We start from the raw sequence: 21,373 nt of genomic DNA, 5'->3' as shown, positions 1-21,373 counted from the left end.
AATCCTTCTTGATTGTAAACGAGGCTGAGAAAACGTTGTCTTATCAGGCGGCTGGCTCGGATGCGCCGGTTGTCATCGCGCATTTTGATTCGGAGCAGCAATTGGCGCTTAGTGCCGCCAATGTGATTGGCTAAGTAAAGCTGTGGTTAAACAATGCCTGTCTGAAAAGTTTTCAGACAGGCATTGTTTAATGTGTTTCATTGAATTTGGGAACTTTATCGAACAAGCGATAAAAATTGGCCGTGGTTGCGGCGGCGATGTTGTCTAATGTATCGCCGCGCAGTTGTGCCAGGAATTCTGCGGTATGGCGTACATATGCCGGTTCGTTGGGTTTGCCACGCTTGGGAACAGGGGCGAGGAAGGGTGCGTCGGTTTCGACCAGAATGCGATCCAGCGGCGTGTAGCGGGCGGCTTCTTGAATCAGCGGCGCGTTTTTGAATGTGACGATACCAGAGAATGAAATGTAAAAACCCAAATCCAGCGCGAGTTTGGCAACGCGCACGTCTTCGGTAAAGCAATGGATCACGCCGGCATGCGCTTGATGGGTTTTGAGCATGGACATGGTGTCGTCTGCGGCATCGCGGGTGTGCACAATCAGCGGCAAGCGGCTTTGGTTGGCCGCTTCGATGTGGTCGGCAAAGCGTTGACGCTGCCAAGTTAAGTCGCCTTTGCACCAGTGGTAATCCAAGCCGGTTTCGCCTATGCCGACCACTTTCGGATGGCGGGCGTGTTCGAGCAATTCGGCGATGGTGAATTCTTCGGTATCGGGATCATCGGGGTGGATGCCGACGGTGGCGTAAATCTGCGGGTGCTGCTCGGCAATAGCTAGCGTTTCGGTAAAGCTTTTTTTGCTAACGCTGATGGCAAGTGCTTGTTTAACTTGGTTACTTTCCATGTTGGCAAGCACCTCGGGCAGGCGGTTGGCAAGGCCTTCGAAATTGAGGTGGCAGTGTGAATCAATTAGTTGCATGATGTTTTAAAGCGGTTTGGGGTGGAAACCGGCAGTTTGATGTGCGGTTTTTTCGGTTTGGCTTCGGGTGCAGGCTTTAAGCCTAATTCTATTTGCTGCTCTGTGCTGAGCAGGTTGCTCCAGTCGCCGGTTTTATACCAATCGGGGCCGTCGAGTTCTGTTGGATGCTGAATGCGTTCGCAGCCGTTGCCGCATTGCAGGTCGTTGCTTTTGCAGTATTTATCGCAACCCCAGCAGATACGTTCGGGATTTTTAGGATGGATGGGAAACTTTTTGGCCATTTATGTTTCACCGGATGATTTCAATGGGCGTGAATGCTTGTCTGAAAAGGTGTGGCTGTTGAACCATTATTTTACAGTGTCGCCCGGTATTGTGTGTTACCTGTTTTATGTTTTTTTATAATAAAAATAAGGTTTTACATCTATCAAAGCGGGCTTTGCCCGCTGTGTTTTATAGAGTATAAGTAGGGCGTTCGCTGCGCAATACATTACCCAGCATGTTTTCGATTTTGTTACGTACGGCAATGCTGATTTCGTCTGAGTCGAACGCCAAGCCAATGCCTTTAGGGCGGTTGGCGGAGGTACGTGAAGGGTTAATCCAGGCTACTTTGGTACGCAGGAATTTTTTGTCGCCGTCTTCGCCCAGTTCGATGGCGAGCAGCACTTCGTCGCCGAGTTTGAAGGTGTCTTCGGAAGGGACGAACACACCGCCGAATTCTAAAAACGGCATATAGCTGCTATACAGCACGGCTTTGTCTTTAAGCTGTACAGACATCATTTTGCCGGGCAAGTTGGTAAGATTCATAAGGTTTTCCTTGGTAATTATTTGTTTTGTCTGAATGACAGATACTCGGTCAGTAAAAATTCAAGCTGCATTTTAACACTCAAGGTGTGGTGGCCGTAAGGGCTGAGGCGGTTTAAAGTGTCTGTGAGTGTGAAGAGTGTGGCGGGATTGGTTGTTTGGGCGATGTCGGTCAGCTTTGCTGCGTAATCAGGGAAGTAGAGCGGGGCGATTTTTTGTTGCGCCAAGCCTATATCCAGCAGCCATTTTTGCAGCCAATCGATAAATATGGCCAGCGGCCACTTTTTTTTGTCGAATGCGGCGGCGTAATCGAGTATGGCCAAAAGTCTCGGTTGGGCGAGCAGGGCGCATAATTCTTCACGCATTTCGTCTTGTTCGGCATCAAGGGGAAACAGTGGTGCGCCGCTGTGGAAAGCCAGTAGAGCGGCGGCATTTTCGGTTTGGTTGTTGTTTAGATAGGTCAGCGCCTCTTTGTAACTTGGGGCGGGCAATACCATTTGGCGGCAGCGGCTTTTGATGGTCGGCAGAAGTTTGTCGCGGTTGTGGCTGATTAGCAGGAACACGACATCGGCGGGCGGCTCTTCGAGGATTTTTAAAAGCCCGTTGGCCGCTTGCAGGTTCATGCTTTCGGCGGGGTGAATCAATACAACGCGCAACCCGCCGCGTACGGATGTGAGCTGCACTTGGGCAATCAGCTCGCGCACCGCGTCGATTTTGATTTGCAGCAGTTTGCGGCCGACGGCTTCACCTTCGGGGATTTCGGGTGTGAGTTCATAAAAATCGGGGTGGCTGTTCTGGCTGAACAAGTGGCATGACGGGCAGGTGCCGCAAGGTTCATGCGATGCGGTTGGTGACTCGCATAAAAGCGCTTGTGCCAAATGGCGGGCAAATGTGGTTTTGCCGGTGTTTTCTTTGCCGCTAAACAGCCAGGCGTTGGGCCGTGTGTGCCAATGTTCGGCGATTTGCTGCCATTGTTCGGTGTGCCAAGGGTAGATCATGGAGGGTATTTCTTTTTCAGACAGGCATTATGTTAACTGAAAATGCTGTGTTAATGCGGCTTCAATGTCGGCTTGCACCAAGCTGCGGTCGCGGTTGCTGTTAATCACGGCATAACGTTGCGGTGCTGTTGCGGCGCGTTGCAGATAGGCTTCCCGCACACGGGTGAAGAAAGTGGCTTCTTCTTGCTCAAAGCGGTCTTTTTCGCGTGTTTCGGACAAGCGGCTCATGGAAACTTCAAGCGGCACGTCAAGCAGAATGGTTAAGTCTGGGCGCAGGCTGCCTTGTGCCCAGTTTTCCAATATTTCGATGTCGGCCAGAGGTACGCCGCGTCCGCCGCCCTGATAGGCGAAGGTGGCGTCGGTAAAACGGTCGGACACAATATGAATGCCTTTTTCCAACGCCGGCAGAATCACGTCTTCGATATGCTGGCAGCGTGCGGCAAACATCATCAGCGTTTCGGTGCGTAAACCGGCTTGCGTGGCAGGGTTGAGCAGGATTTTGCGCAAAGCCTCTCCAACCGGTGTGCCGCCGGGTTCGCGGGTAAATAAAACAGGCAGTTTGCGGGCTTCAAACCAGCTTTTGATAACAGCCAGATTGGTGGATTTGCCGGCGCCGTCGATGCCGTCGAGCGTGATAAAACGTGCTTTCATGGTTATTGGCGTTTTAAAGAATAGATGGGTGCGTATCATACTCTATGCGATGCCTGTCTGAAAGCAGGTTTGGGTGATATTGTGTTTTCAGACAGGCATTGTGCCGAGCCGACCGTGATATGCTTTTAAAGGCCTTGGCTTTTTACCTTTAGGTTGATTAAGCTGGGCATATGTGCTGTATGCTTTGAAATAATTGGGTTTATCTGTTATAAAGCCAGCCCCGTTTTGGGCAAATTCAGAGAATAGGATACGATTATGAAAAAAATCATTACCGCTTTATTTTTGTGTGCTGCGCCGTTTGCAGCGTTTGCGCAGAGTGAGGTTGTGGTTCCGGTTTCTTTGCTGGACGTGGAAAAAGGCGATAAGCCGATCGGTGAAATCCGCATTACCCAAAGCAAACACGGTGCGGTGTTTACACCCAAACTGGAAGGTTTGAACGCGGGTATTTATGGTTTTCATGTTCATGAAAAACCAAGCTGTGCACCGGGTGAAAAAGATGGTAAAAAGGTTGCGGGCTTGGGCGCCGGAGGACACTGGGATCCGAAGAAAACGGGTGCACACAAGGGGCCGTGGGATGACAGCGGGCACTTAGGCGACCTGCCTGCGCTGGCAGTGGATGCCAAAGGCCATGTTCAGCCTGTGGTCGCTCCGCGCATCAAAGACATCAAAACGCTGAAAGGCCGTTCGCTGATGATTCACGAGGGCGGAGACAATTATAGCGATACGCCTGCCAAACTGGGTGGCGGCGGCCACCGTATGGCTTGTGGTGTGGTTCGCTGATCACATAGGTTAGGGATTTAATGAATGCCTGTCTGAAAAATTTCAGACAGGCATTTTGTGTATCTGCGGCCTAATCTGCCATTTTGAGTTTATTTAATAAAGCATCGGCAGCCGCATCAACCAAGCGGAAAGTTTCCTCGAAGTCGCCGGTGTAGTAAGGGTCGGGCACGTGTGTGTAACCGGATTCGGGAATCAGGTCTGTGAGCTTGAAAGCCTGCCCGTCACGCAGGGGCACGATTTGTTTCAAGTTGGCCAGATTACTGTCGTCCATCACGATAAACAGGTCGAATTTATCCGCATCGGCGGGGCTGACGCGTGAGCTGATGAATTCGCTGTGATCAATGCCTTTGGCTCGTAAAACAGCAGCCGTTCCTCGGTGCATGCCTTCGCCGTCGTGATAGCCCGAAGTGCCCGCGCTGTCGACAGTAATCCAATCTGCCAGCCCTGCTGCCTGCACTTTGTGGCGGAACACATATTCCGCCATGGGGGAGCGGCAAATATTGCCGAGGCAAACGAAAAGGATATTTTGGGTGTTTTTCATGCGGATTTGCAGATTTTCTGTTTAGGATTCTTGTGAAAACAGAGGGTTGTGTCCGGCCAGTTTGAGCGCTTGTTCATAATCCGGCAGCTCTCCGCTTTCAGGCAAAACAGCGTGCAGCAGGCGGATGTGTTCCACTTGGCATTCAACCATTAAGTCTAAAAAATCTTGCTGTATGGTTTCGATGCGGTCCATGGGCGAGAGCGGCCAGGAGAAAACTTGCGGCTGCAGGCCGAAGCGGTGGTCTGTGGCGCTGAATCCAAATAAAAGTTTACCGCCGGCTTGCGCAGCCACCACTACGCCGACACGCGGGCTTTGCAATCGGATGGCGCGGATGGCGTTGGCGGAGAATACATCTAAGGCCATTCGTAAACGCATATGGCTGCCCTCGGTAAGTGCGTGCAGTGGGGTAGAAGGCGGTAAAGGGTTGGTAAATAGGGTGAGTTTGGGGGTCGTCAGGTTTTCCTGCCATACCTGCATCAGCGGCAGGGCGGCTTCACGCAAGTTTATATCGAGTGCGGGCAAAAGCGTGCGGCTGCCGTATCCTAAGGCAAAAACAACGTGTACCGACTGGCCGGACGGAATGGCAATGCTTTCTTCGGGGAAAGATGTGGCCAACTCTGCTGCGGCTTCCGTGTTTTGTTTGGCCGCAAACCATTGCCCTGCATTGATGGCGGAAAGCCGTGAAGCGGAAACTAAGTTTGGCAGCCATGTGGCATGGGTGAGTGCCCGGCTGTGCGGATAATTGGCTAAACAGGCGGCCAGTTCGATAGTTGGCGCTTTGCCGGAAATTTCTAAGCCTTGATTACAGCCGGCCACCAAAACCACAGGCAAGGCAAACCATTGGATTTCATCATCGGTTTTGGCTTGCAATACGTTGTTCAGAATATCCAATAATGCGCAGTAAGTTACGGCATCTGGCACCATGCTCATGGCTACGGACAAACCTAAATAATGGTTTTGCTGCAACATGCCGAAAATACCTGCATGCAGCGATTCTTCCGCCAGCTTTTTTTGTGCGCCGCTGTTTGAGTGCGCAATCTGGCCTGCGTAGAGCAATAAGTCGTTTTTAACAGGGTCGATCGGGTAAGGGCGGGGGTCGGGAAGTGTGTGCGGATTCATTATATCGGCCTCTAAATTTAAGCAGACGGGCGAGTGGGAAAATGCTGTTGATTATATAACAGAAAGCCTTATCGGCTGGTGTTTGTGTTTTTCAGACAGGCATTGTGGCGGATAAGCCTGTCTGAAAAAGGAGATGAGTGATTGTCGTAAAATAGTTGCAATTTTTTTCATAAAACAAACGCTCGTTTTCCTATATCCCATATTGCCAGGTAAAGTTAAGCAAGCCGGTATGACGTAATGACAAGTTATTTTATAATCCTGTTATTTCATAATTTTAAAAACACTATTTGGGGACTCACTATTTTGCCGGTTAGCTGCCGCAAAATAATGTTCAGATTGGTTGGAATAAAATGAGTGTAGGTTTACTTCGTATTTTGGTGCAAAGCCAGGTTATTTCTAATGAACAGGCAGCGGGATTTCAAGAGGCGCTGAAAAAAAATCAAAATAAAGATGTCGCGCCAATGTTGTTTGAAGCCAACATTATTACGCCGGAAGCTTTGGCCGGTTTGTTGGCAAGAGTATTCAGCTATCCCTTGCTGGATTTGTCTTACTATCCCAGAAGCAATGTGCTGACCGACATTTTGTCGGAAGAAGCAATGGTGCAAAACCGCTGTTTGCCGATTTTCAGAAGAGGCGGCAAGGTTTTCTTAGCCGTTGCCGATCCCACGCAAATCCAAACTTATCAAAAAATCGCATTTACAGCCGGCGTAACTTTCGACTTGGTTGTGGTGCGCAGCGACCAGCTTGATTCAATATTGGAGTGGCAAAGCCAACGATCCACTTCGATTCTGAAAGAAATGAGCATGGAGCAGGAAATCGCTGCATCCTCGCAAACGCTCTATATCGATAATGAAGAAGCTGAAGACGGCCCGATTCCGCGATTTATCCATAAAACATTGTCCGACGCGCTCAGTGTCGGTGCATCAGATATTCACTTTGAGTTTTACGAGCAAGTTGCCCGTGTACGTTTCCGTGTGGACGGCCAGTTGCGTGAGGTTGTGCAACCGCCGTTGGCTGTGCGGGGGCAATTGGCCTCGCGTATTAAAGTAATGGCGCGTTTGGATATTTCCGAAAAACGCGTCCCTCAAGACGGTCGTATTCAAATTGCCTTTTCCAAGCACGGACGTCCGATTGATTTCCGTGTGAATACCCTGCCTACGTTGTTTGGCGAAAAAGTGGTAATGCGTATTCTGAATTCAGATGCCAGCACCCTCAATATTGACCAACTGGGTTTTGAACCTTTTCAAAAAGAATTACTGCTTGAAGCCATTCACCGTCCTTACGGCATGGTATTGGTAACAGGGCCGACGGGGTCAGGTAAAACGGTTTCGCTTTATACCTGTTTGAATATTCTTAATACTGAAAATGTCAATATTTCCACTGCGGAAGATCCGGCAGAGATTAACCTGCCCGGTATTAACCAAGTGAACGTTAATGAAAAGCAAGGCCTTACTTTTGCTTCTGCGCTGAAAGCATTCTTGCGGCAGGATCCGGATATCATCATGGTGGGCGAGATCCGTGACTTGGAAACCGCTGATATCGCAATTAAAGCTTCGCAAACCGGCCATATGGTATTCTCAACCCTGCATACCAACAACGCTCCGGCTACGCTTTCGCGTTTACTTAACATGGGTGTGGCACCATTTAACATCGCCAGCTCGGTCAGCCTGATCATGGCCCAACGGTTGTTGCGTCGCTTATGTAGTTGCAAAGTACCTGTGGAACGCCCTCCTGTTGAGGCATTGAAACATGCCGGCTTTACAGATGAAGATTTGGCTAAAGATTGGACACTATACCGTCCGGTTGGATGTGACCGCTGTCGTGGCAAAGGTTTTAAAGGCCGTGCCGGTGTATATGAAGTTATGCCGATTACCGAAGAAATGCAGCGTGTGATTATGGAAGGCGGTAACGAAGTCGATATTTTGGCAATGGCCTACAAAGAAGGCATGGTAGATTTGCGCCGTGCCGGTTTGTTGAAAGTTATGCAGGGCATCACTTCTTTGGAAGAAGTGTTGGCAAGCACAAATGATTAATTAAAACTTTAAACAATACGAATATATTAAAGGTAATAATAATGGCATCAAATCAAAATACGGGTGGTCTTTTCAGCGTTGGCACTAAAGACAAAGGTAGACGTTTTACGTTTGAGGGCAAAAATACGCTGACCGACCAAATCGTTCGCGGCGAAGTGGTTGCCAAAGACGAGGAAGAAGCACGCAAAAAATTGCAGCGTCGCAATATTAAACCTTTGCGGATCAGTAAAGTAAAAAGTACTCGCAAGAAAAAAATTACGCAGGCGGATATTACGGTGTTTACCCGCCAGCTAGCTACGATGATGAAAGCAGGCCTGCCAGTAATGCAGGCATTTGAGATTGTTGCACGTGGCCATTCAAACCCTTCGATGACACAACTGTTAATGCAGGTTCGCGGTGATGTGGAGCAAGGTAGCCCGATGTCGAAGGCTTTTGCCAAACATCCTAAATACTTCGACCGTTTTTACTGCAATCTGATTGCCGCCGGTGAAACAGGCGGGGTGCTGGAGGGCTTGTTGGATAAACTGGCGCTTTATAAAGAAAAGACACAAGCCATTAAAAAGAAAGTAAAAAGTGCATTGACTTATCCGATTGCCATTGTGGTGGTTGCCATTGTTTTGGTAATGGTGATGATGATGTTTGTATTGCCCGAGTTTGGTAAGGTATATGAAGGTATGGGCGCAGAATTGCCCGGGCTGACTCAAGTGATGATGACCATTTCCCGTTTCTTTGTAGAGTGGGGTTGGTTAATTATTATTGTGATGATTGGATCCGTAATTGCTGCAGTCAAAGCCGTGCAAAACTCACCCGGCTTGCAACGTCGTGTAGATGCGTGGTTATTACGCCTGCCGATTTTCGGCAATATTGTCAGAAAGGCAACGATTGCACGTTGGGCGAGGACGACTTCCAGTTTGTTTGCAGCAGGTGTTCCCTTGGTGGAGGCTCTTGATTCAGTTGCGGGGGCTGCAGGTAATATTTTGTATGAAGAAGCAACACAAGACATTCGTGCAAAAGTGAACCAAGGTATGTCGCTGACATCCAGTATGCAAAGTACGGAGCTTTTTCCGAACATGGTATTGCAAATGGCTTCTATCGGTGAAGAAGCCGGCTCTTTGGAAGATATGTTGAATAAAGCGGCGGAATTTTACGAAGATGAAGTGGATAATGCCGTTGCGCAGTTATCTTCATTGATGGAACCAATCATTATGGTGGTGTTGGGTTCTATTATTGGTGTGATTCTGGTTGCCATGTATCTGCCCTTGTTCAATCTGGGTAATGTTGTGGGCTAATATGGTGGCTGAAGTTTATGCGCCTTTCGTGGTGCCGTTGGCGGTGTTGTTCGGCTTATTGGTCGGTAGCTTTTTAAATGTGGTGATTTACCGTGTTCCGGTAATGATGGAAAAACAGTGGACACTATTTGCTAAAGAGCATCTTAATATAGAAGCAACAGCAGAGGAGCAAGCACCGTTTACTTTGGCTCAACCGCCTTCACGTTGCCCCAAATGCGGGGCAGGTGTTAAGCCTTGGCAGAATATTCCGATTCTCAGCTATCTGTTATTAAAAGGGAAATGCGGTGGTTGCCATGCGCCTATCAGCCTACGTTACCCTTTGGTGGAGCTGCTTACAGGCATTTTATTTGGTGTTGTTGCCTATCAATACGGTTGGAGCTGGCTAACGCTGGGTGGCTTGGTATTCACAGCATTGTTGATTGCTTTGACTTTCATCGATGCAGATACACAATACTTGCCTGATTCTTTAACGCTGCCTTTGATTTGGTTGGGGCTGATTTATAATCTGAACGGTGAGTTTGTGCCTTTGCAGCAAGCCGTTTTAGGTGCAATAGTCGGCTATACCAGCTTGTGGTTGCTTAACTATATATTCAAAAAAATCCGTGGTATCGACGGTATGGGTGGTGGTGATTTTAAATTGTTTGCTGCCTTTGGTGCGTGGTTGGGTATCAGCTCTCTGCCGGTGATTATTTTCGTTGCGGCTTTGGTAGGTTTGGTTGCGGCAATAGTGATGCGTGTAGTCAATACGCAGCAGCAAATTGCATTTGGCCCCAGCTTAGCTATTGCGGGGTGGCTGGCTTTTGTAGCAAACGAACCTTTGCGCAGAGGCGTTGCCTGGTGGCTTAACTCTTCAGGATTGATGTGACTATTTGGATCGGGTTAACCGGAGGAATCGGCAGTGGTAAATCTCAGGCTGCTGCCGAGTTTTTGTATTTAGGCGTGCCCTTGATTGACGCTGATGCAATCAGCCGGCAATTAACTGCGCCGAATGGCGCAGCATTGCCTGCTATTCGAGAGGTATTCGGAGATACTGTGTTTGATGAAAATGCCTGTCTGAAAAGAGAGGTGTTGAGAAATTTAGTATTTTCCTCGGGCGGAGCCAAAAATAAGCTTGAAGCTTTGATGTATCCTTTGATTTCAGCTGAGATAAGCAGGCAGCAGGCACTTTATTCAGGCAGGCCTTACGGTGTGGTTGAGATTCCTTTATTAACGGAAAAACCGGCATTTCGAGCTTTAGTTGATCGGGTTTTATTGATTGATTGTGAGCTGGAAATCCGTTTGGAACGCGTTATGCAGCGTAGCGGCCTGAAAGAAGAGGAGGTGCTGCGTATAATGGACGCTCAAGCGAGTGATAAAGAGCGGTGGGCTGTGGCAGATGATATTTTAAGAAATAGTGCTTCAGCGGCCGAATTGAAAGAAAAAATAGGGCGCCTACACCGTTTTTATCAAAGCTTTGCTAAAGGCGAGATTGTTGGTAGTGCTTAAAAGGTGAAGAATATATTTTTTCAATTTGAATTTAGAGAATTAGAAAAGTAAGGGTGTTTGCACTACGCTATTATCGAAATTTGGTGATTTAGGTATCTTTACGGTAGAGAAAGCAGGCTTAAAAGGCTGCATTCAAGATGGAATGAATTATGGCGGAAGTATTAATGGTAAAGTGCCCGACATGTGGTGATGAAGTGGCTTGGATTGCTGACAATCAATACCGCCCGTTTTGCAGTGAGCGCTGCAAAATGATAGATCTGGGGGCATGGGCGAACGAAGATTTTAAAGTGGTAGCTTCTGAAGAAGACCTATTTACCGATCAGTTAAATTAAAAATGTTTTACTCAATGATAAATAACGATGAAATATAAACAGAAAGGTTTTCCGAATAATCGGTTGAGCCGCGCACGATTTGCGGCTTATTGTTTGCCTTCTATTATTGTATTGTTTGCAATGATGTGGTTGATGCGGGATGTATTGGAGGCGGTTTCCTATGGTCGTTATACTCCATCTGTTTTGCCGTTTAACACAACAAAAACCATAACGGTATTTATTCTAGCAGGCTGCGGTTTGGTTTATTATCAGCACAAGCTATTAATGAAACGCTGTAATGATGCAGGTGTGGGGTGGCATGTCGACGAGATTCTCTTCAAACTTTCGTTTGTATTAGCTGCGACAGGTTTTTTGCTCAGGCCCTTGGGTTTGTTGGTGTTGAGCGTTGTGTTCGCACAATTTTTATATGGTATTTATTTAAGGGATAATTGGATCCCTAATTTAAATGGAAATCCGCGCCCTAATGATAATTTCACTTTATTGTTTGCCTCAGCTTCTTATCTGATTAGTGTGGTACTGGTTTGGGTCTCGACCCGATGGCTTGAAACTTGGTTTTATTTGGTATACAACGGATTGAAAGTATTTTTTTGGCATGTACTTTAAAGGCTGTGGAGATTGGTTATTTCTGCGGCCTTCTGTGTGTAAAAAGCACCTATTCAATTTAGATATTGAAAATAGGATAAATATTTTGAATGAAAACCTTTTTAGTTTGTTTTTCGTTGCCACATGTATACCTGTCTGAAAAGTTTTAAAGTAACAGGGCGTTCGGATTGTTGGCTTTATTAGCCAATCCTATGATTATTCCTACAACTGTGGAAATTGAAATTTCATACGGTGCAGTAAGCCGTAGACAGTATAGATGGTAAGACGAGATAACGCAGTATGAAATATTCAGTTCATAGCTTATATTCCTCACTTACATTTTATTTATATGGAACATAACCCGTCTTTCTGGCGCCGTATGGATCGGGCGCTGATGCACAAACTTTCACAAACCCGCCGCCTCTCGCGCAAAACGATAGCTTTTTCGTTTTTGCTAATTGGGGCGGCTTTGGTATCTTTGGTGTCTTTGATATTTGCCAAAATGGCTGATTGGGCGTTAGAAGAAAATGCCCGTTTGGTGCAGCAATACCCGTGGTTTGCCTGGGTGGCCCTACCTTTCGGGCTAATGGTGATTGCGTGGTTTACCCGCCGTTATGCGCCTTACACTTCGGGCAGCGGCATTCCTCAAGTATTGGCTTCGCTTTCGTTGCCCTACGGCGCGAATAAAACACGTTTGGTACAGTTTGGGCGTACGCTTTTGAAAATCCCGCTGACTTTTTTCGGTATGCTGATTGGTGCATCTATTGGTCGTGAAGGCCCTTCGGTTCAGGTGGGTGCGGCGGTAATGGCTGAATGGGGCCGCTGGTGTAAGAAGCGCAATTTAGCGTTTAAGGGTTTGCAGGAAAACGATTTATTGGCAGCAGGTGCCGCGGGCGGTTTGGCGGCGGCATTTAACGCGCCTTTGGCAGGTGTGGTGTTTGCGATTGAGGAACTTGGGCGCGGTGTAATGCTGCGTTGGGAGCGGCAGATTTTTATTGGTATTTTGGCTTCGGGTTTCGTGTTGGTGGCGTTGGAGGGCAATAACCCGTATTTTCGCGGTTTCAGAGGGTTTGAATTACCCAATATGATTGTTTGGGTGCTGGGTTGTGCATTGGTGTGCGGTGTAGCAGGCGGGTTGTTTGCGCGTTTGCTTTCTAAAGGTGTGGATGCGGTTACTCCGAAGCGGATGCGTGGCTGGGTGAGGCGGCACCCTGTGATACTTGCGGGATTGATGGGTTTGCTACTGGCGGCAGTTGGTACGCTTTATCAGGGTGAGACATTCGGCACGGGATACCATCAGGCATCAGATGCTTTGCGCGGCATGTATGAGGCGCCAGCGGGTGTGGCAGTTGCAAAATGGGTGGCGACGGTTTTATCTTATTGGGCGGGTATTCCGGGTGGTATTTTTACGCCATGCCTCACAATCGGTGCTATGATAGGGCAACACATTTCTGATTTATCCGGTATACAAATTGGCACGAATGTGGTGGTTTTGATCTGTATGACGGCATTTTTGGCAGCCGCTACGCAATCGCCGCTCACTGCCAGCGTGGTGGTGATGGAAATGACCGGCAGCCAAAACTTGTTATTCTGGTTGCTGATAGGCTCGATTTTCGCTTCGCAAGTATCGCGTCAGTTCAGCCCCAAGCCGTTTTACCATTTGGCGGGCGCGCGTTACCGCCACCGCATTCAAGAAGCGTATGCGGCGGAGCGTGCAGCCAAGTTGGCGCAAGCGGATGCTAACGATGAAAAACAACAAGGAGAAAAATAATGGCAGTCAATTTACGCGAAAAAGAGCGTGATGAGTTATTGAGCATAGACGGCGTGGGTGTTTTTGTAGGCCAGGCAGGCATTAAGAAAGCAGAACACGATGATTTGACGCTGTTTGTATTGAGCGAGAAAAACACCGTCGGCGCCGTGTTTACGCAAAACCGCTTTTGCGCCGCGCCTGTGCATATTGCCAAACAGCACCTGTTTGATGAAGACGGCGTACGCGCGCTGGTGGTCAATACCGGCAATGCCAATGCGGGCACCGGTGCGCAAGGGCGCGAGCGGGCGGAAGAAATCTGCGCGGCCGTTGCCAAAAAATTGGGCTGCAATACCACGCAGGTGCTGCCGTTTTCCACAGGTGTGATTCTGGAGCCGCTGCCTTCCGACAAAATCATTACCGCCTTATCACGCATGAGGCCGGCCGGTTGGGCCGATGCGGCGCGTGCCATCATGACTACCGACACCATGCCCAAATCGGCCAGCCGTTCGGGAAAAGTGGGGCAGAACCACACCGTATCGGCCACCGGTATTTCCAAAGGCGCGGGCATGATTTGCCCGAATATGGCAACCATGCTCGGCTTTATCGCGTGCGATGCCAAAATCGCGCAGCCGGTGCTGCAACTGATGACACAAGAAATCGCCGATGCGACGTTTAACAGCATCACAGTCGATGGAGACACCAGCACCAACGACAGCTTTGTGATTATCGCTACGGGCCGGTGCGGGCAGAGTGAAATCGATAATATCGCCGACCCGCGTTATGATCAGCTCAAAGCATTGCTGCAAGACTTGGCGCTCGAGTTGGCACAAGCAATTGTGCGTGATGGCGAAGGGGCGACCAAATTTATTACTGTATCTGTGGAAAATGCAGAAAGTCGGGAAGAAGCCCGGAAGGTGGCTTATGCCGTGGCACATTCGCCATTGGTGAAAACGGCTTTTTCCGCCAGCGATCCGAATTTGGGCAGGCTTCTGGCGGCTATAGGCTATTCCGGTGCAGATGTGGATACAGAAAACTTGCGGATGTGGCTCGGTGATGTTTTGGTGGCGGAAAAAGGCGGCAGAGCCGTTAGCTATACCGAAGAAGACGGGCAGCGTGTGATGAATGAGGCGGAAATCTCTGTGCGCATCGACCTGCGCAAAGGCTTGGAAAAAGCAGTAGTTTATACTTGTGATTTAACGAAAGAATATGTAGCCATCAATGCCGATTACCGCTCTTGATTAAGGTGGTATACAACCAAGGAAGGATATTTTTGGTTCTGTTGCGTTATAAAATCAAGCGGGCCGGCAAGGTTGGCAGTGTTGTGCCGAATGCCTGTCTGAAAAAAGTTTTAGCTGCCGCGAAACATGATGTTGGCTTTGCAGAAACCTGTTTTCTGAAGTTTTCAGACAGGCATCAGTAAGCTGAATCAATAGGATAAGACACGGCGCGGCTATTTCACAGCACGTATGGTTATGGAACTTAATATCTGAAATGCTTTGTCTTAGATATCAATTTTTATAACAGTTATAGCAGATAAACTTATTTTTGATACAAGCCAGTAAGCCGCAGACAGTATAAATAGTAAGAGACTGATTTTGTTGCTCTTTATCAGCTTACAAAATCTTTTTCTTTGAATTAAGGCGCAGCAACGTCGTAGCAAAAGTTAAGTTTATTTACTATATAACACACAATGTTAGAAAGGAAGAACACATGGCAAACCAATTGAAAACCAATAATACCGAATGCATTGTGGTCGATATTCAAGAGCGTTTGATGCCGGTGCTACATGCTTCGGAAGTTATGCTGCAATCGTGTATCGTGCTGCTGAAAGGTTTGAACAAACTGAATGTTCCGATTCAGGTAACCGAGCAATATCCTAAAGGCTTGGGCAAAACCCTGCCGGAAATTGCCGAGCTTACCAAAAATGCCCCGGTTTATGAGAAAACGCGCTTTTCCGCTTATTTGCCGGAAATTGAGAAAAAGCTGGCCAACCGGCAAGTGCGGAATGTGATACTGGTCGGCGCGGAAACCCATGTGTGTATGCTGCAAACCGTGTTGGACTTAACCCGTGCAGGCATTCAGGTTTATGTGCCGTTTGAATGCACTTCTTCACGCAAGCTGCAAAACAAAGACAATGCTTTGCAACAGATGAGGGATGCCGGCGCAGTCGTGAGCAATGTGGAAAGCGTGCTGTTCCAATTACTGCAAGACGCCAAACACGAGGCGTTTAAAGAAATCTCAGGTTTGATACGTTAACCACAATGCCTGTCTGAAAAATATGGATGAAGCAGTTGCGAAAACAGGGCGGGAAGTTTTGCACGACCTGCTTTCTGCGGATGGGCAGGCTCAGTGGCCGGTGTTGGTGGCATCCCCTTCAGTATTTGCGCCTTATCTTTCCTATATCGAAAAAACGCTGATTGTTTTGGTGGGTTTGCTGGTTTTGGCGGTTGCTTTGGATTATGCCGGCTTGGTTTGGTTTGTCATATGTTTGGCATTTATTCTGTTCAATATCTATTGGCGGGCTAAAGCGAGGGAAAAATCGATACACCTCGGTTTGTCGGAAGGCTGGCGCTTTGTTTCGGCGGAAAGAACGCTTTATCAGCTGGATAACGGCAAATGTATTCGTGAACTTGCCGTGCAGGATGAGCATAATCTCCTGATTTATCAGTTTCAAACCAGAGCAGAAGACCGTTGCTTAACATTGGAATACCGCAGGCCTTATCCGGCTCCTGAATTAACCTTATTGCAGTTTGTGCATAGCCGGCCTGAAGATATTCCTGAGTTTCGCGCAGGGGCCCAACATTTGGCCGATTTAATGGGCATCGGTTTGGAAGATAAATTGTGAGCTTTCTTCCGGCCGCCCGATACCGTTCCGTTGCCGTATTTTCATAATGCCTGTCTGAAAGGAATCCGCTATGCCGCGTTATACCATGATGCTTGCGGAGCAAAGCGATTTGCCTGAGATTGTTGAGATTTACAACAGCACCATTGCAGGTCGGCAGTCTACCGCCGATTTGATACCGGTTTCAACCCAAGAGCGGCAGGCTTGGTTTGATGCGCATAAAGGGCAGCGGCCGCTTTATGTGATGAAAAACGAAACGGGCGAAGTGCTTGCGTGGGGCAGTTTCAGCGATTATTATCCCCGCCCGGCTTACCATATTAGCGCGGAAATCAGTATTTATGTCCGCCAAGATATGCGCGGCATCGGTGTGGGCAAAGATTTGCTGCGTTATATGCTGGAAAAAGCGCCGTCTTTAGGTATGGAAAATGTGTTGGCCGTGATTTTCGGGCATAACCATGCCAGCATCCGTTTGTTTGAATCGTTTGGTTTCAAAGAATGGGGCAGGTTGCCCGAAGTGTGTGATTTGGACGGTAAAAGGGCGGATGTGGTGATATTGGGCAAGCGGATTATAAGCTGACACCGGCGCATCATTAATTGTAAAAAGGAACATGGCATGAGCGATTCATATAAAGCTATTTTTGAAAACAACCGCAAATGGGTGGAATCCAAGCTCCAGCAAGACCCTCATTATTTTGATACGCTGGCGCGCATTCAATCGCCCGAGTTCCTTTATATCGGCTGCTCCGACAGCCGTGTAACCGCCGAAGAATTGATGGGCGTGCAGCCGGGCGAAGTGTTTGTACACCGCAATGTGGGGAATATTGTTAACCCGATTGATATGAACTCTTCGTCGGTGATTCGTTATGCCGTGCGTTATTTGAAAGTGAAGCACATCATCGTGTGTGGGCATTACAATTGCGGCGGCGTGGCGGCGGCAATGGAGCAGCAAGACCACGGTGCGCTGAATGCCTGGTTGCGCAATATCCGTGATGTGTACCGCCTGCACCGCGATGAGCTGGACGCGATTGAAGACCAGCAAGCTCGTTATGACCGTTTGGTGGAATTGAATGTGCAGGAGCAATGTGTCAACATCATCAAAATGGCGATGATTCAGAAGCTTTATGTGAAGCAGGGTTATCCGATTGTTTATGGTTGGGTGTTTGACATTAGAACCGGGCTTCTGAAGGATTTGGAAATCGATTTTAAAGCGATTTTAAGCGACATTATGAAAATTTATAATGTGTCTGGCAGCAAGGATTTGAACTTTGATAAATCAGAAGAAGACAAGCCGGAAGAAGAATAAACGGCCATAAACACAATGCCTGTCTGAATGTTTCAGACAGGCATTTTTGTCGGTGCGGTTATAACAATCCAATTACCTAATAACAATACCGTCAAGCCCAAGTATGACGGGCGTACTGTTTTTAAGTTGTTAACTATAGTCAATCAACACATTTTTAATACAAGGCAGCAAGCCGCAGACAGTACGGGTAGTACGGCAAGGCGCAGCAACGCCGTAGTAAAAGTTAAGTTGATTGATTATATAACGGATCAGCCGCTGTATTCTTCCCATAAGTCATCCTGCAAGTTTACCAGTTTTTCACCTTTAGCAGGTATGACGCGGGTATAGGTTCCGTCGCCGTTCATATCCCAAGCTTTCTGGTTGTCGGCCAAAGCAAGCGTTAAGCCTTCGCGGATCACGCGGGCTTTGAACTCGGGATTTTCAATCGGTGTGCAGGTTTCGATGCGGCGGAAGAAATTACGCCCCATCCAGTCGGCGCTGGAGATATAAGTGTGTTCCGCGCCGTTGTTATAAAAATAGTAAACGCGGGCGTGTTCGAGCTGGCGGCCGATGATGGAGCGCACCCTGATGTTTTCAGACAGGCCTTTTACCTGCGGACGCAGGGCGCAAGGGCCGCGCACAATCAAGTCAATCTGCACGCCGGCTTTCGATGCTTCGTATAAAGCTTCGATAACGGTAGGCTCTAACAAAGCATTCATCTTGGCTTTAATCGCAGCAGGTTTGCCGGCGCGGGCGTTTTGCGCTTCCTGGTGGATGCTCTGCATAATCAGATTATGTAGGGTAAACGGGCTCTGGTAGAGCTTTTTCAGGCGTGTTGGCTGGCCTAAGCCTGTGATTTCCAAGAATAATGTGTTCACGTCGTCGGTAATGTCCTCATCGGCGGTCAGCAAACCGAAATCGGTGTAGATGCGCGATGTACCTTGATGGTAGTTGCCCGTGCCCACATGCGCATAGCGTTTGAGTTTGCCTTCTTCGCGGCGGATAACAAGAGCCATTTTTGCATGGACTTTATAGCCGAACACGCCGTAAACCACTTGCGCGCCGGCTTCTTCCAGCTTGCTGGCCCAGCTTACGTTGTTCGCTTCATCAAAACGCGCCATCAATTCCACCACAACCGTAACCTGTTTGCCTGCTAATGCCGCGTCAAGCAGCGCATCGGCCAGCTCGGAATTGGTTCCGGTACGGTAAATGGTCATTTTCATGGAAACCACATCAGGGTCGTAAGCTGCCTGACGGATAAACTGAACCACCGGATCGAATGATTGGTAAGGATGGTGCAGCAGAATGTCTTTTTTGCGGATAGCGTCAATTACAGATTCGCCTTTAGCCAAACGTTGCGGCACAACGGCGGATTTCGGCGGGAATTTTAAGTCCGGGCGGTCAACCATATCGGGCACGGCCATCAGGCGCACCAGATTTACCGGGCCTTCCATTTGATACAGTTCGTTTTCGGTCAGTTTGAACTGATTGAGCAGAAAGGCGCTGATGTGGTCGGGGCAGTTGTTGGCCACTTCAAGCCTCACGCCGTCGCCGTATTCACGGTCGCGCAATTCGTTTTGGATTGCTTTGCGCAGGTTTTGCAGGTCGCTTTCATCTACTGTGAGGTCGCTGTCGCGCGTGAGGCGGTATTGGTAGCAGCCTTTGATGGTCATACCGGGGAAGAGTTTGTGTACATATTCATGCAGAATAGATGATAGGAACACAAAGCCGCAGCGTTTGCCGCAGAGATTGTCGGGCATGCGCACGATGCGCGGCAGAATACGCGGCGCTTGTACGATTGCCATCCCTGAAGCACGTCCGAAAGCATCCGTGCCTTCCAGCTCAACTGCAAAATTGAGCGATTTGTTTAACGGACGTGGGAACGGGTGGGAAAGATCAAGGCCGATGGGGGTGAGTATCGGCAGCAGTTCGCGGTCGAAATAATCTTCAATCCATGCGCGTTGCGCCGCACTCCATTCGCGGCGGCGGTAGAAGCTGATACCTTCTTCGCGCAGCTGGGGGAACAGTTCGTCGTTGAGCAGCTGGTATTGCTCGCGGATAATGGCGCGGGCTTCCTGCGTGGTGGCGGCAATGGTTTCCGCCGGCGTCAGACCACTGTCAAGCAACAGGCCGGGGCGGGTTTTTTGCTCGCGTTTCAGATAGGCCATACGCACTTCGAAAAATTCATCAAGATTCGAAGAAACGATACACAAATAACGCAGACGTTCCAAAAGTGGAACACGCGTATCCTGCGCTTGCGCCAGCACGCGGCGGTTGAAAGCCAAGAGGCTCATTTCGCGGCAAAGAATGCGGTTGGATTTTGGCATATAGGTCTCCGAAATGAAGTAAATGTTGTAATTATTAAATTATAGCGTGCTTTTAATATATTGTTTTGATAATGGAATGAAGAGCGTCCCAGTTAAAATAAAAGGTAGATTGTGTTTAGTGCAACAAGGTATGGTCTGAAACTTATTCAGACAGGCATTGTCGATTGATTTAATCAAAATGATTAATACGGTGGAAGATAACAAATGGATTACCCGGCGAACAAAACCCCAACCGAAAAGAAAAAGCGCCGCCACCATGTGTTGGCGGCATTGATATTTTTACTCTTGTGCATGGTGATGGCAGCGGTAGGCACTTATCTTTACGAAACCAGAGTGCCCGGCCTGTATCAACATTGGGAAGCACTGGTTGCGAAAGATCCCAAGCCGTTGTTTGTTTCCGAAGCAGAATACCGGGCAAAAAATAAAGCAGGCTATTGCTGGAAAGATAGGAAATTTTACACCCGGCAGGAATTACAGGAAAAAGCGATGGTAAGTTTTTCCAAATACCTAATGAATATCGCGGATGCCTACCGCAATGAAAGAGTAAAAACAATCAATGTAAATGACGAATGGGAAACATTGCTTACTCACGGTTTTTGCCACAGTGATGATCTGAATTGCCGTGTTTGGTTTTTGCCGGTTGATTATAGCAATGCCCGCTGGGATAAAGAATTCCATTTCGGTATCCATCCTTCAGATCCATCCTTATTGGCTGTATATCAGGCAAAAGCACTCAATTCGGCGGAGGATATGGTGCAATACATGAAGCAAAACGGGAATCAGGGATTTACCTTGGTTGGTAGGGATTTCGGACAAGCAGTTTATGGCTCTGATTGTTGCCGCGTGATTACGGCAGAACAGATACAAAGCATACAACACAAAGAATTGTATGGTAACGGTACTGCAATTTTTCCGTATGAAAATCGCATTCCTATTCACATGGATATAAGAGAGCAAGGTGTAGGTAATTTCTACTTCCAAACCCGTGAATTGTCTACGGGGTTCGATAAAATCGCATATCAAAAAAATTATAGACAAAAGGAAACTTATAAATCTCGGTTTACCGATATTTATTTTTTAAACAATTGCGGGGATATGTTGGATTATCCGTATTATTCTTACGAAGAATCAGACTTAAATTGATTGTTATTAAGGAGATGGAACAATGGCAGCAACTTCACGCAGGATTGATGCTCTGCACCCCCACCCATGCCTGTCTGAAACTTATTCAGACAGGCATTGTCGATTGATTTAATCAAAATGATTAATACGGCGGCGGCAGACCAACCATGAACTATCGGATAAACAAAACAGCACCTACTTCCCAAGAGAAGCAAAAACAGCGTCGGATTTTGATAAAAATCATGGCGGTATTTTTATTGGTAACAGTCGGTTTGGGTTATGGTTTTTATTATGTTTTTATTGGGCCGCCGAACGACAAATACGCCTACTGGAAAAACCTGACGGCGAAAGACCCGAAACCCGAGGGCGTATCGGAAGCGGAATACCGCGAGAAAAACAGGGCGGGCTACTGCTGGCGCGACAGGAAATTCTACCGTCCGGAAGAATTGCGGCAACAGGCAATGGAAGG

Annotated in this window: 22 protein-coding genes and 1 pseudogene; 15 read left to right on the top strand and 8 right to left on the bottom strand. The window is 48.1% G+C overall.

Going from position 1 to position 21,373, the window contains the following annotated elements:
• Positions 1–187 precede the first annotated feature (187 nt).
• The 5 genes from HMPREF9370_RS11170 to tmk form a co-directional block, all read right to left on the bottom strand.
• Positions 188–970, bottom strand: coding sequence for a TatD family hydrolase (locus tag HMPREF9370_RS11170; protein ID WP_009117630.1), 783 nt, complete (start codon positions 968–970; stop codon positions 188–190).
• Positions 961–1,251: a DUF3079 domain-containing protein gene (locus HMPREF9370_RS11165; protein ID WP_009117629.1), complete on the bottom strand. Its 291-nt coding sequence runs from the start codon at positions 1,249–1,251 to the stop codon at positions 961–963. The genes HMPREF9370_RS11170 and HMPREF9370_RS11165 overlap by 10 nt, the downstream gene beginning before the upstream one ends.
• Positions 1,252–1,420: 169 nt before the next feature.
• On the bottom strand, positions 1,421–1,774 hold the full coding sequence (locus HMPREF9370_RS11160) for a PilZ domain-containing protein (RefSeq protein WP_009117627.1): 354 nt from the start codon (positions 1,772–1,774) through the stop codon (positions 1,421–1,423).
• Positions 1,775–1,791: 17 nt separating this feature from the next.
• Positions 1,792–2,769 (bottom strand): DNA polymerase III subunit delta', encoded by a 978-nt coding sequence (locus HMPREF9370_RS11155; protein WP_009117626.1) that lies wholly within the window; start codon positions 2,767–2,769, stop codon positions 1,792–1,794.
• Positions 2,770–2,796: 27 nt separating this feature from the next.
• Entirely contained in the window at positions 2,797–3,420 is a 624-nt protein-coding gene (gene tmk, locus HMPREF9370_RS11150) for a dTMP kinase (RefSeq protein WP_040667218.1), read from the bottom strand.
• Positions 3,421–3,675: 255 nt separating this feature from the next.
• Between tmk and HMPREF9370_RS11145 the strand changes: the two genes are divergently transcribed.
• Positions 3,676–4,200 carry a superoxide dismutase family protein gene (locus HMPREF9370_RS11145; protein ID WP_009117624.1) on the top strand — a complete coding sequence of 175 codons (525 nt, stop codon included), beginning with the start codon at positions 3,676–3,678 and terminating at the stop codon, positions 4,198–4,200.
• Between the two features lie 70 nt (positions 4,201–4,270).
• On the opposite strand, the gene HMPREF9370_RS12135 is transcribed toward HMPREF9370_RS11145, so the two are convergent.
• Both HMPREF9370_RS12135 and HMPREF9370_RS11135 read right to left on the bottom strand, forming a co-directional pair.
• Entirely contained in the window at positions 4,271–4,741 is a 471-nt protein-coding gene (locus tag HMPREF9370_RS12135) for a low molecular weight protein-tyrosine-phosphatase (RefSeq protein WP_009117623.1), read from the bottom strand.
• A gap of 21 nt (positions 4,742–4,762) precedes the next feature.
• Positions 4,763–5,860, bottom strand: a complete 1,098-nt coding sequence (locus HMPREF9370_RS11135) for a hypothetical protein (RefSeq protein WP_009117622.1) — start codon at positions 5,858–5,860, stop codon at positions 4,763–4,765.
• A 350-nt stretch (positions 5,861–6,210) separates the two neighbouring features.
• On the opposite strand from HMPREF9370_RS11135, the gene pilB reads away from it, so the two are divergent.
• The 12 genes from pilB to HMPREF9370_RS11075 all read left to right on the top strand — a co-directional run bounded on the left by pilB (position 6,211) and on the right by HMPREF9370_RS11075 (position 17,476).
• Positions 6,211–7,893, top strand: a complete 1,683-nt coding sequence (gene pilB, locus HMPREF9370_RS11130) for a type IV-A pilus assembly ATPase PilB (protein WP_009117620.1) — start codon at positions 6,211–6,213, stop codon at positions 7,891–7,893.
• A gap of 41 nt (positions 7,894–7,934) precedes the next feature.
• A complete protein-coding gene (locus tag HMPREF9370_RS11125; RefSeq protein WP_009117619.1) occupies positions 7,935–9,182 on the top strand; it encodes a type II secretion system F family protein in 1,248 nt (415 codons plus the stop codon).
• Positions 9,169–10,047, top strand: coding sequence for a prepilin peptidase (locus tag HMPREF9370_RS11120; protein WP_009117618.1), 879 nt, complete (start codon positions 9,169–9,171; stop codon positions 10,045–10,047). The genes HMPREF9370_RS11125 and HMPREF9370_RS11120 overlap by 14 nt, the downstream gene beginning before the upstream one ends.
• Positions 10,044–10,667 (top strand): dephospho-CoA kinase, encoded by a 624-nt coding sequence (gene coaE, locus HMPREF9370_RS11115; RefSeq protein WP_009117617.1) that lies wholly within the window; start codon positions 10,044–10,046, stop codon positions 10,665–10,667. The genes HMPREF9370_RS11120 and coaE overlap by 4 nt, the downstream gene beginning before the upstream one ends.
• 149 nt (positions 10,668–10,816) lie before the next feature.
• Positions 10,817–10,999 (top strand): DNA gyrase inhibitor YacG, encoded by a 183-nt coding sequence (gene yacG, locus HMPREF9370_RS11110; protein WP_009117616.1) that lies wholly within the window; start codon positions 10,817–10,819, stop codon positions 10,997–10,999.
• Between the two features lie 27 nt (positions 11,000–11,026).
• Positions 11,027–11,602, top strand: coding sequence for a hypothetical protein (locus tag HMPREF9370_RS11105; RefSeq protein ID WP_009117615.1), 576 nt, complete (start codon positions 11,027–11,029; stop codon positions 11,600–11,602).
• A 328-nt stretch (positions 11,603–11,930) separates the two neighbouring features.
• Complete coding sequence (locus tag HMPREF9370_RS11100; protein ID WP_050795395.1) at positions 11,931–13,352, top strand: chloride channel protein; 1,422 nt, start codon at positions 11,931–11,933, stop codon at positions 13,350–13,352.
• Complete coding sequence (gene argJ / locus HMPREF9370_RS11095; RefSeq protein ID WP_009117613.1) at positions 13,352–14,569, top strand: bifunctional glutamate N-acetyltransferase/amino-acid acetyltransferase ArgJ; 1,218 nt, start codon at positions 13,352–13,354, stop codon at positions 14,567–14,569. Before HMPREF9370_RS11100 ends, argJ begins: the two co-directional genes overlap by 1 nt.
• A gap of 472 nt (positions 14,570–15,041) precedes the next feature.
• Positions 15,042–15,587, top strand: coding sequence for an isochorismatase family protein (locus HMPREF9370_RS11090; RefSeq protein WP_009117611.1), 546 nt, complete (start codon positions 15,042–15,044; stop codon positions 15,585–15,587).
• A 22-nt stretch (positions 15,588–15,609) separates the two neighbouring features.
• Positions 15,610–16,176, top strand: a complete 567-nt coding sequence (locus tag HMPREF9370_RS11085) for a hypothetical protein (protein ID WP_009117610.1) — start codon at positions 15,610–15,612, stop codon at positions 16,174–16,176.
• 70 nt (positions 16,177–16,246) lie between these two features.
• A complete protein-coding gene (locus HMPREF9370_RS11080; RefSeq protein WP_009117609.1) occupies positions 16,247–16,750 on the top strand; it encodes a GNAT family N-acetyltransferase in 504 nt (167 codons plus the stop codon).
• 36 nt (positions 16,751–16,786) lie between these two features.
• Positions 16,787–17,476 (top strand): carbonic anhydrase, encoded by a 690-nt coding sequence (locus tag HMPREF9370_RS11075; RefSeq protein ID WP_009117608.1) that lies wholly within the window; start codon positions 16,787–16,789, stop codon positions 17,474–17,476.
• Positions 17,477–17,724: 248 nt separating this feature from the next.
• Here the strand turns inward: HMPREF9370_RS11075 and ppk1 are convergent, their stop codons facing one another.
• Positions 17,725–19,782, bottom strand: coding sequence for a polyphosphate kinase 1 (gene ppk1 / locus HMPREF9370_RS11070; protein WP_009117607.1), 2,058 nt, complete (start codon positions 19,780–19,782; stop codon positions 17,725–17,727).
• A 258-nt stretch (positions 19,783–20,040) separates the two neighbouring features.
• On the opposite strand from ppk1, the gene HMPREF9370_RS11065 reads away from it, so the two are divergent.
• A complete protein-coding gene (locus HMPREF9370_RS11065; RefSeq protein WP_156793008.1) occupies positions 20,041–20,925 on the top strand; it encodes a hypothetical protein in 885 nt (294 codons plus the stop codon).
• A 146-nt stretch (positions 20,926–21,071) separates the two neighbouring features.
• Positions 21,072–21,373 (top strand): annotated as a pseudogene (locus HMPREF9370_RS12230) (hypothetical protein); the annotation flags it as partial.

The sequence above is a fragment of the Neisseria wadsworthii 9715 genome (genome assembly GCF_000227765.1).
GTDB classification, from domain to species: Bacteria; Pseudomonadota; Gammaproteobacteria; order Burkholderiales; family Neisseriaceae; genus Neisseria; species Neisseria wadsworthii.
This window is presented reverse-complemented; position numbering and strand designations above follow the sequence as displayed.

What these genes read in the sequence shown, in the direction of transcription:
- HMPREF9370_RS11170 (WP_009117630.1), bottom strand. Translation starts at nt 970, where the DNA reads ATGCAACTAATTGATTCACACTGCCACCTCAATTTCGAAGGCCTTGCC.
- HMPREF9370_RS11165 (WP_009117629.1), bottom strand. Translation starts at nt 1,251, where the DNA reads ATGGCCAAAAAGTTTCCCATCCATCCTAAAAATCCCGAACGTATCTGC.
- HMPREF9370_RS11160 (WP_009117627.1), bottom strand. Translation starts at nt 1,774, where the DNA reads ATGAATCTTACCAACTTGCCCGGCAAAATGATGTCTGTACAGCTTAAA.
- HMPREF9370_RS11155 (WP_009117626.1), bottom strand. Translation starts at nt 2,769, where the DNA reads ATGATCTACCCTTGGCACACCGAACAATGGCAGCAAATCGCCGAACAT.
- tmk (WP_040667218.1), bottom strand. Translation starts at nt 3,420, where the DNA reads ATGAAAGCACGTTTTATCACGCTCGACGGCATCGACGGCGCCGGCAAA.
- HMPREF9370_RS11145 (WP_009117624.1), top strand. Translation starts at nt 3,676, where the DNA reads ATGAAAAAAATCATTACCGCTTTATTTTTGTGTGCTGCGCCGTTTGCA.
- HMPREF9370_RS12135 (WP_009117623.1), bottom strand. Translation starts at nt 4,741, where the DNA reads ATGAAAAACACCCAAAATATCCTTTTCGTTTGCCTCGGCAATATTTGC.
- HMPREF9370_RS11135 (WP_009117622.1), bottom strand. Translation starts at nt 5,860, where the DNA reads ATGAATCCGCACACACTTCCCGACCCCCGCCCTTACCCGATCGACCCT.
- pilB (WP_009117620.1), top strand. Translation starts at nt 6,211, where the DNA reads ATGAGTGTAGGTTTACTTCGTATTTTGGTGCAAAGCCAGGTTATTTCT.
- HMPREF9370_RS11125 (WP_009117619.1), top strand. Translation starts at nt 7,935, where the DNA reads ATGGCATCAAATCAAAATACGGGTGGTCTTTTCAGCGTTGGCACTAAA.
- HMPREF9370_RS11120 (WP_009117618.1), top strand. Translation starts at nt 9,169, where the DNA reads ATGTTGTGGGCTAATATGGTGGCTGAAGTTTATGCGCCTTTCGTGGTG.
- yacG (WP_009117616.1), top strand. Translation starts at nt 10,817, where the DNA reads ATGGCGGAAGTATTAATGGTAAAGTGCCCGACATGTGGTGATGAAGTG.
- HMPREF9370_RS11105 (WP_009117615.1), top strand. Translation starts at nt 11,027, where the DNA reads ATGAAATATAAACAGAAAGGTTTTCCGAATAATCGGTTGAGCCGCGCA.
- HMPREF9370_RS11100 (WP_050795395.1), top strand. Translation starts at nt 11,931, where the DNA reads ATGGAACATAACCCGTCTTTCTGGCGCCGTATGGATCGGGCGCTGATG.
- argJ (WP_009117613.1), top strand. Translation starts at nt 13,352, where the DNA reads ATGGCAGTCAATTTACGCGAAAAAGAGCGTGATGAGTTATTGAGCATA.
- HMPREF9370_RS11090 (WP_009117611.1), top strand. Translation starts at nt 15,042, where the DNA reads ATGGCAAACCAATTGAAAACCAATAATACCGAATGCATTGTGGTCGAT.
- HMPREF9370_RS11085 (WP_009117610.1), top strand. Translation starts at nt 15,610, where the DNA reads ATGGATGAAGCAGTTGCGAAAACAGGGCGGGAAGTTTTGCACGACCTG.
- HMPREF9370_RS11080 (WP_009117609.1), top strand. Translation starts at nt 16,247, where the DNA reads ATGCCGCGTTATACCATGATGCTTGCGGAGCAAAGCGATTTGCCTGAG.
- HMPREF9370_RS11075 (WP_009117608.1), top strand. Translation starts at nt 16,787, where the DNA reads ATGAGCGATTCATATAAAGCTATTTTTGAAAACAACCGCAAATGGGTG.
- ppk1 (WP_009117607.1), bottom strand. Translation starts at nt 19,782, where the DNA reads ATGCCAAAATCCAACCGCATTCTTTGCCGCGAAATGAGCCTCTTGGCT.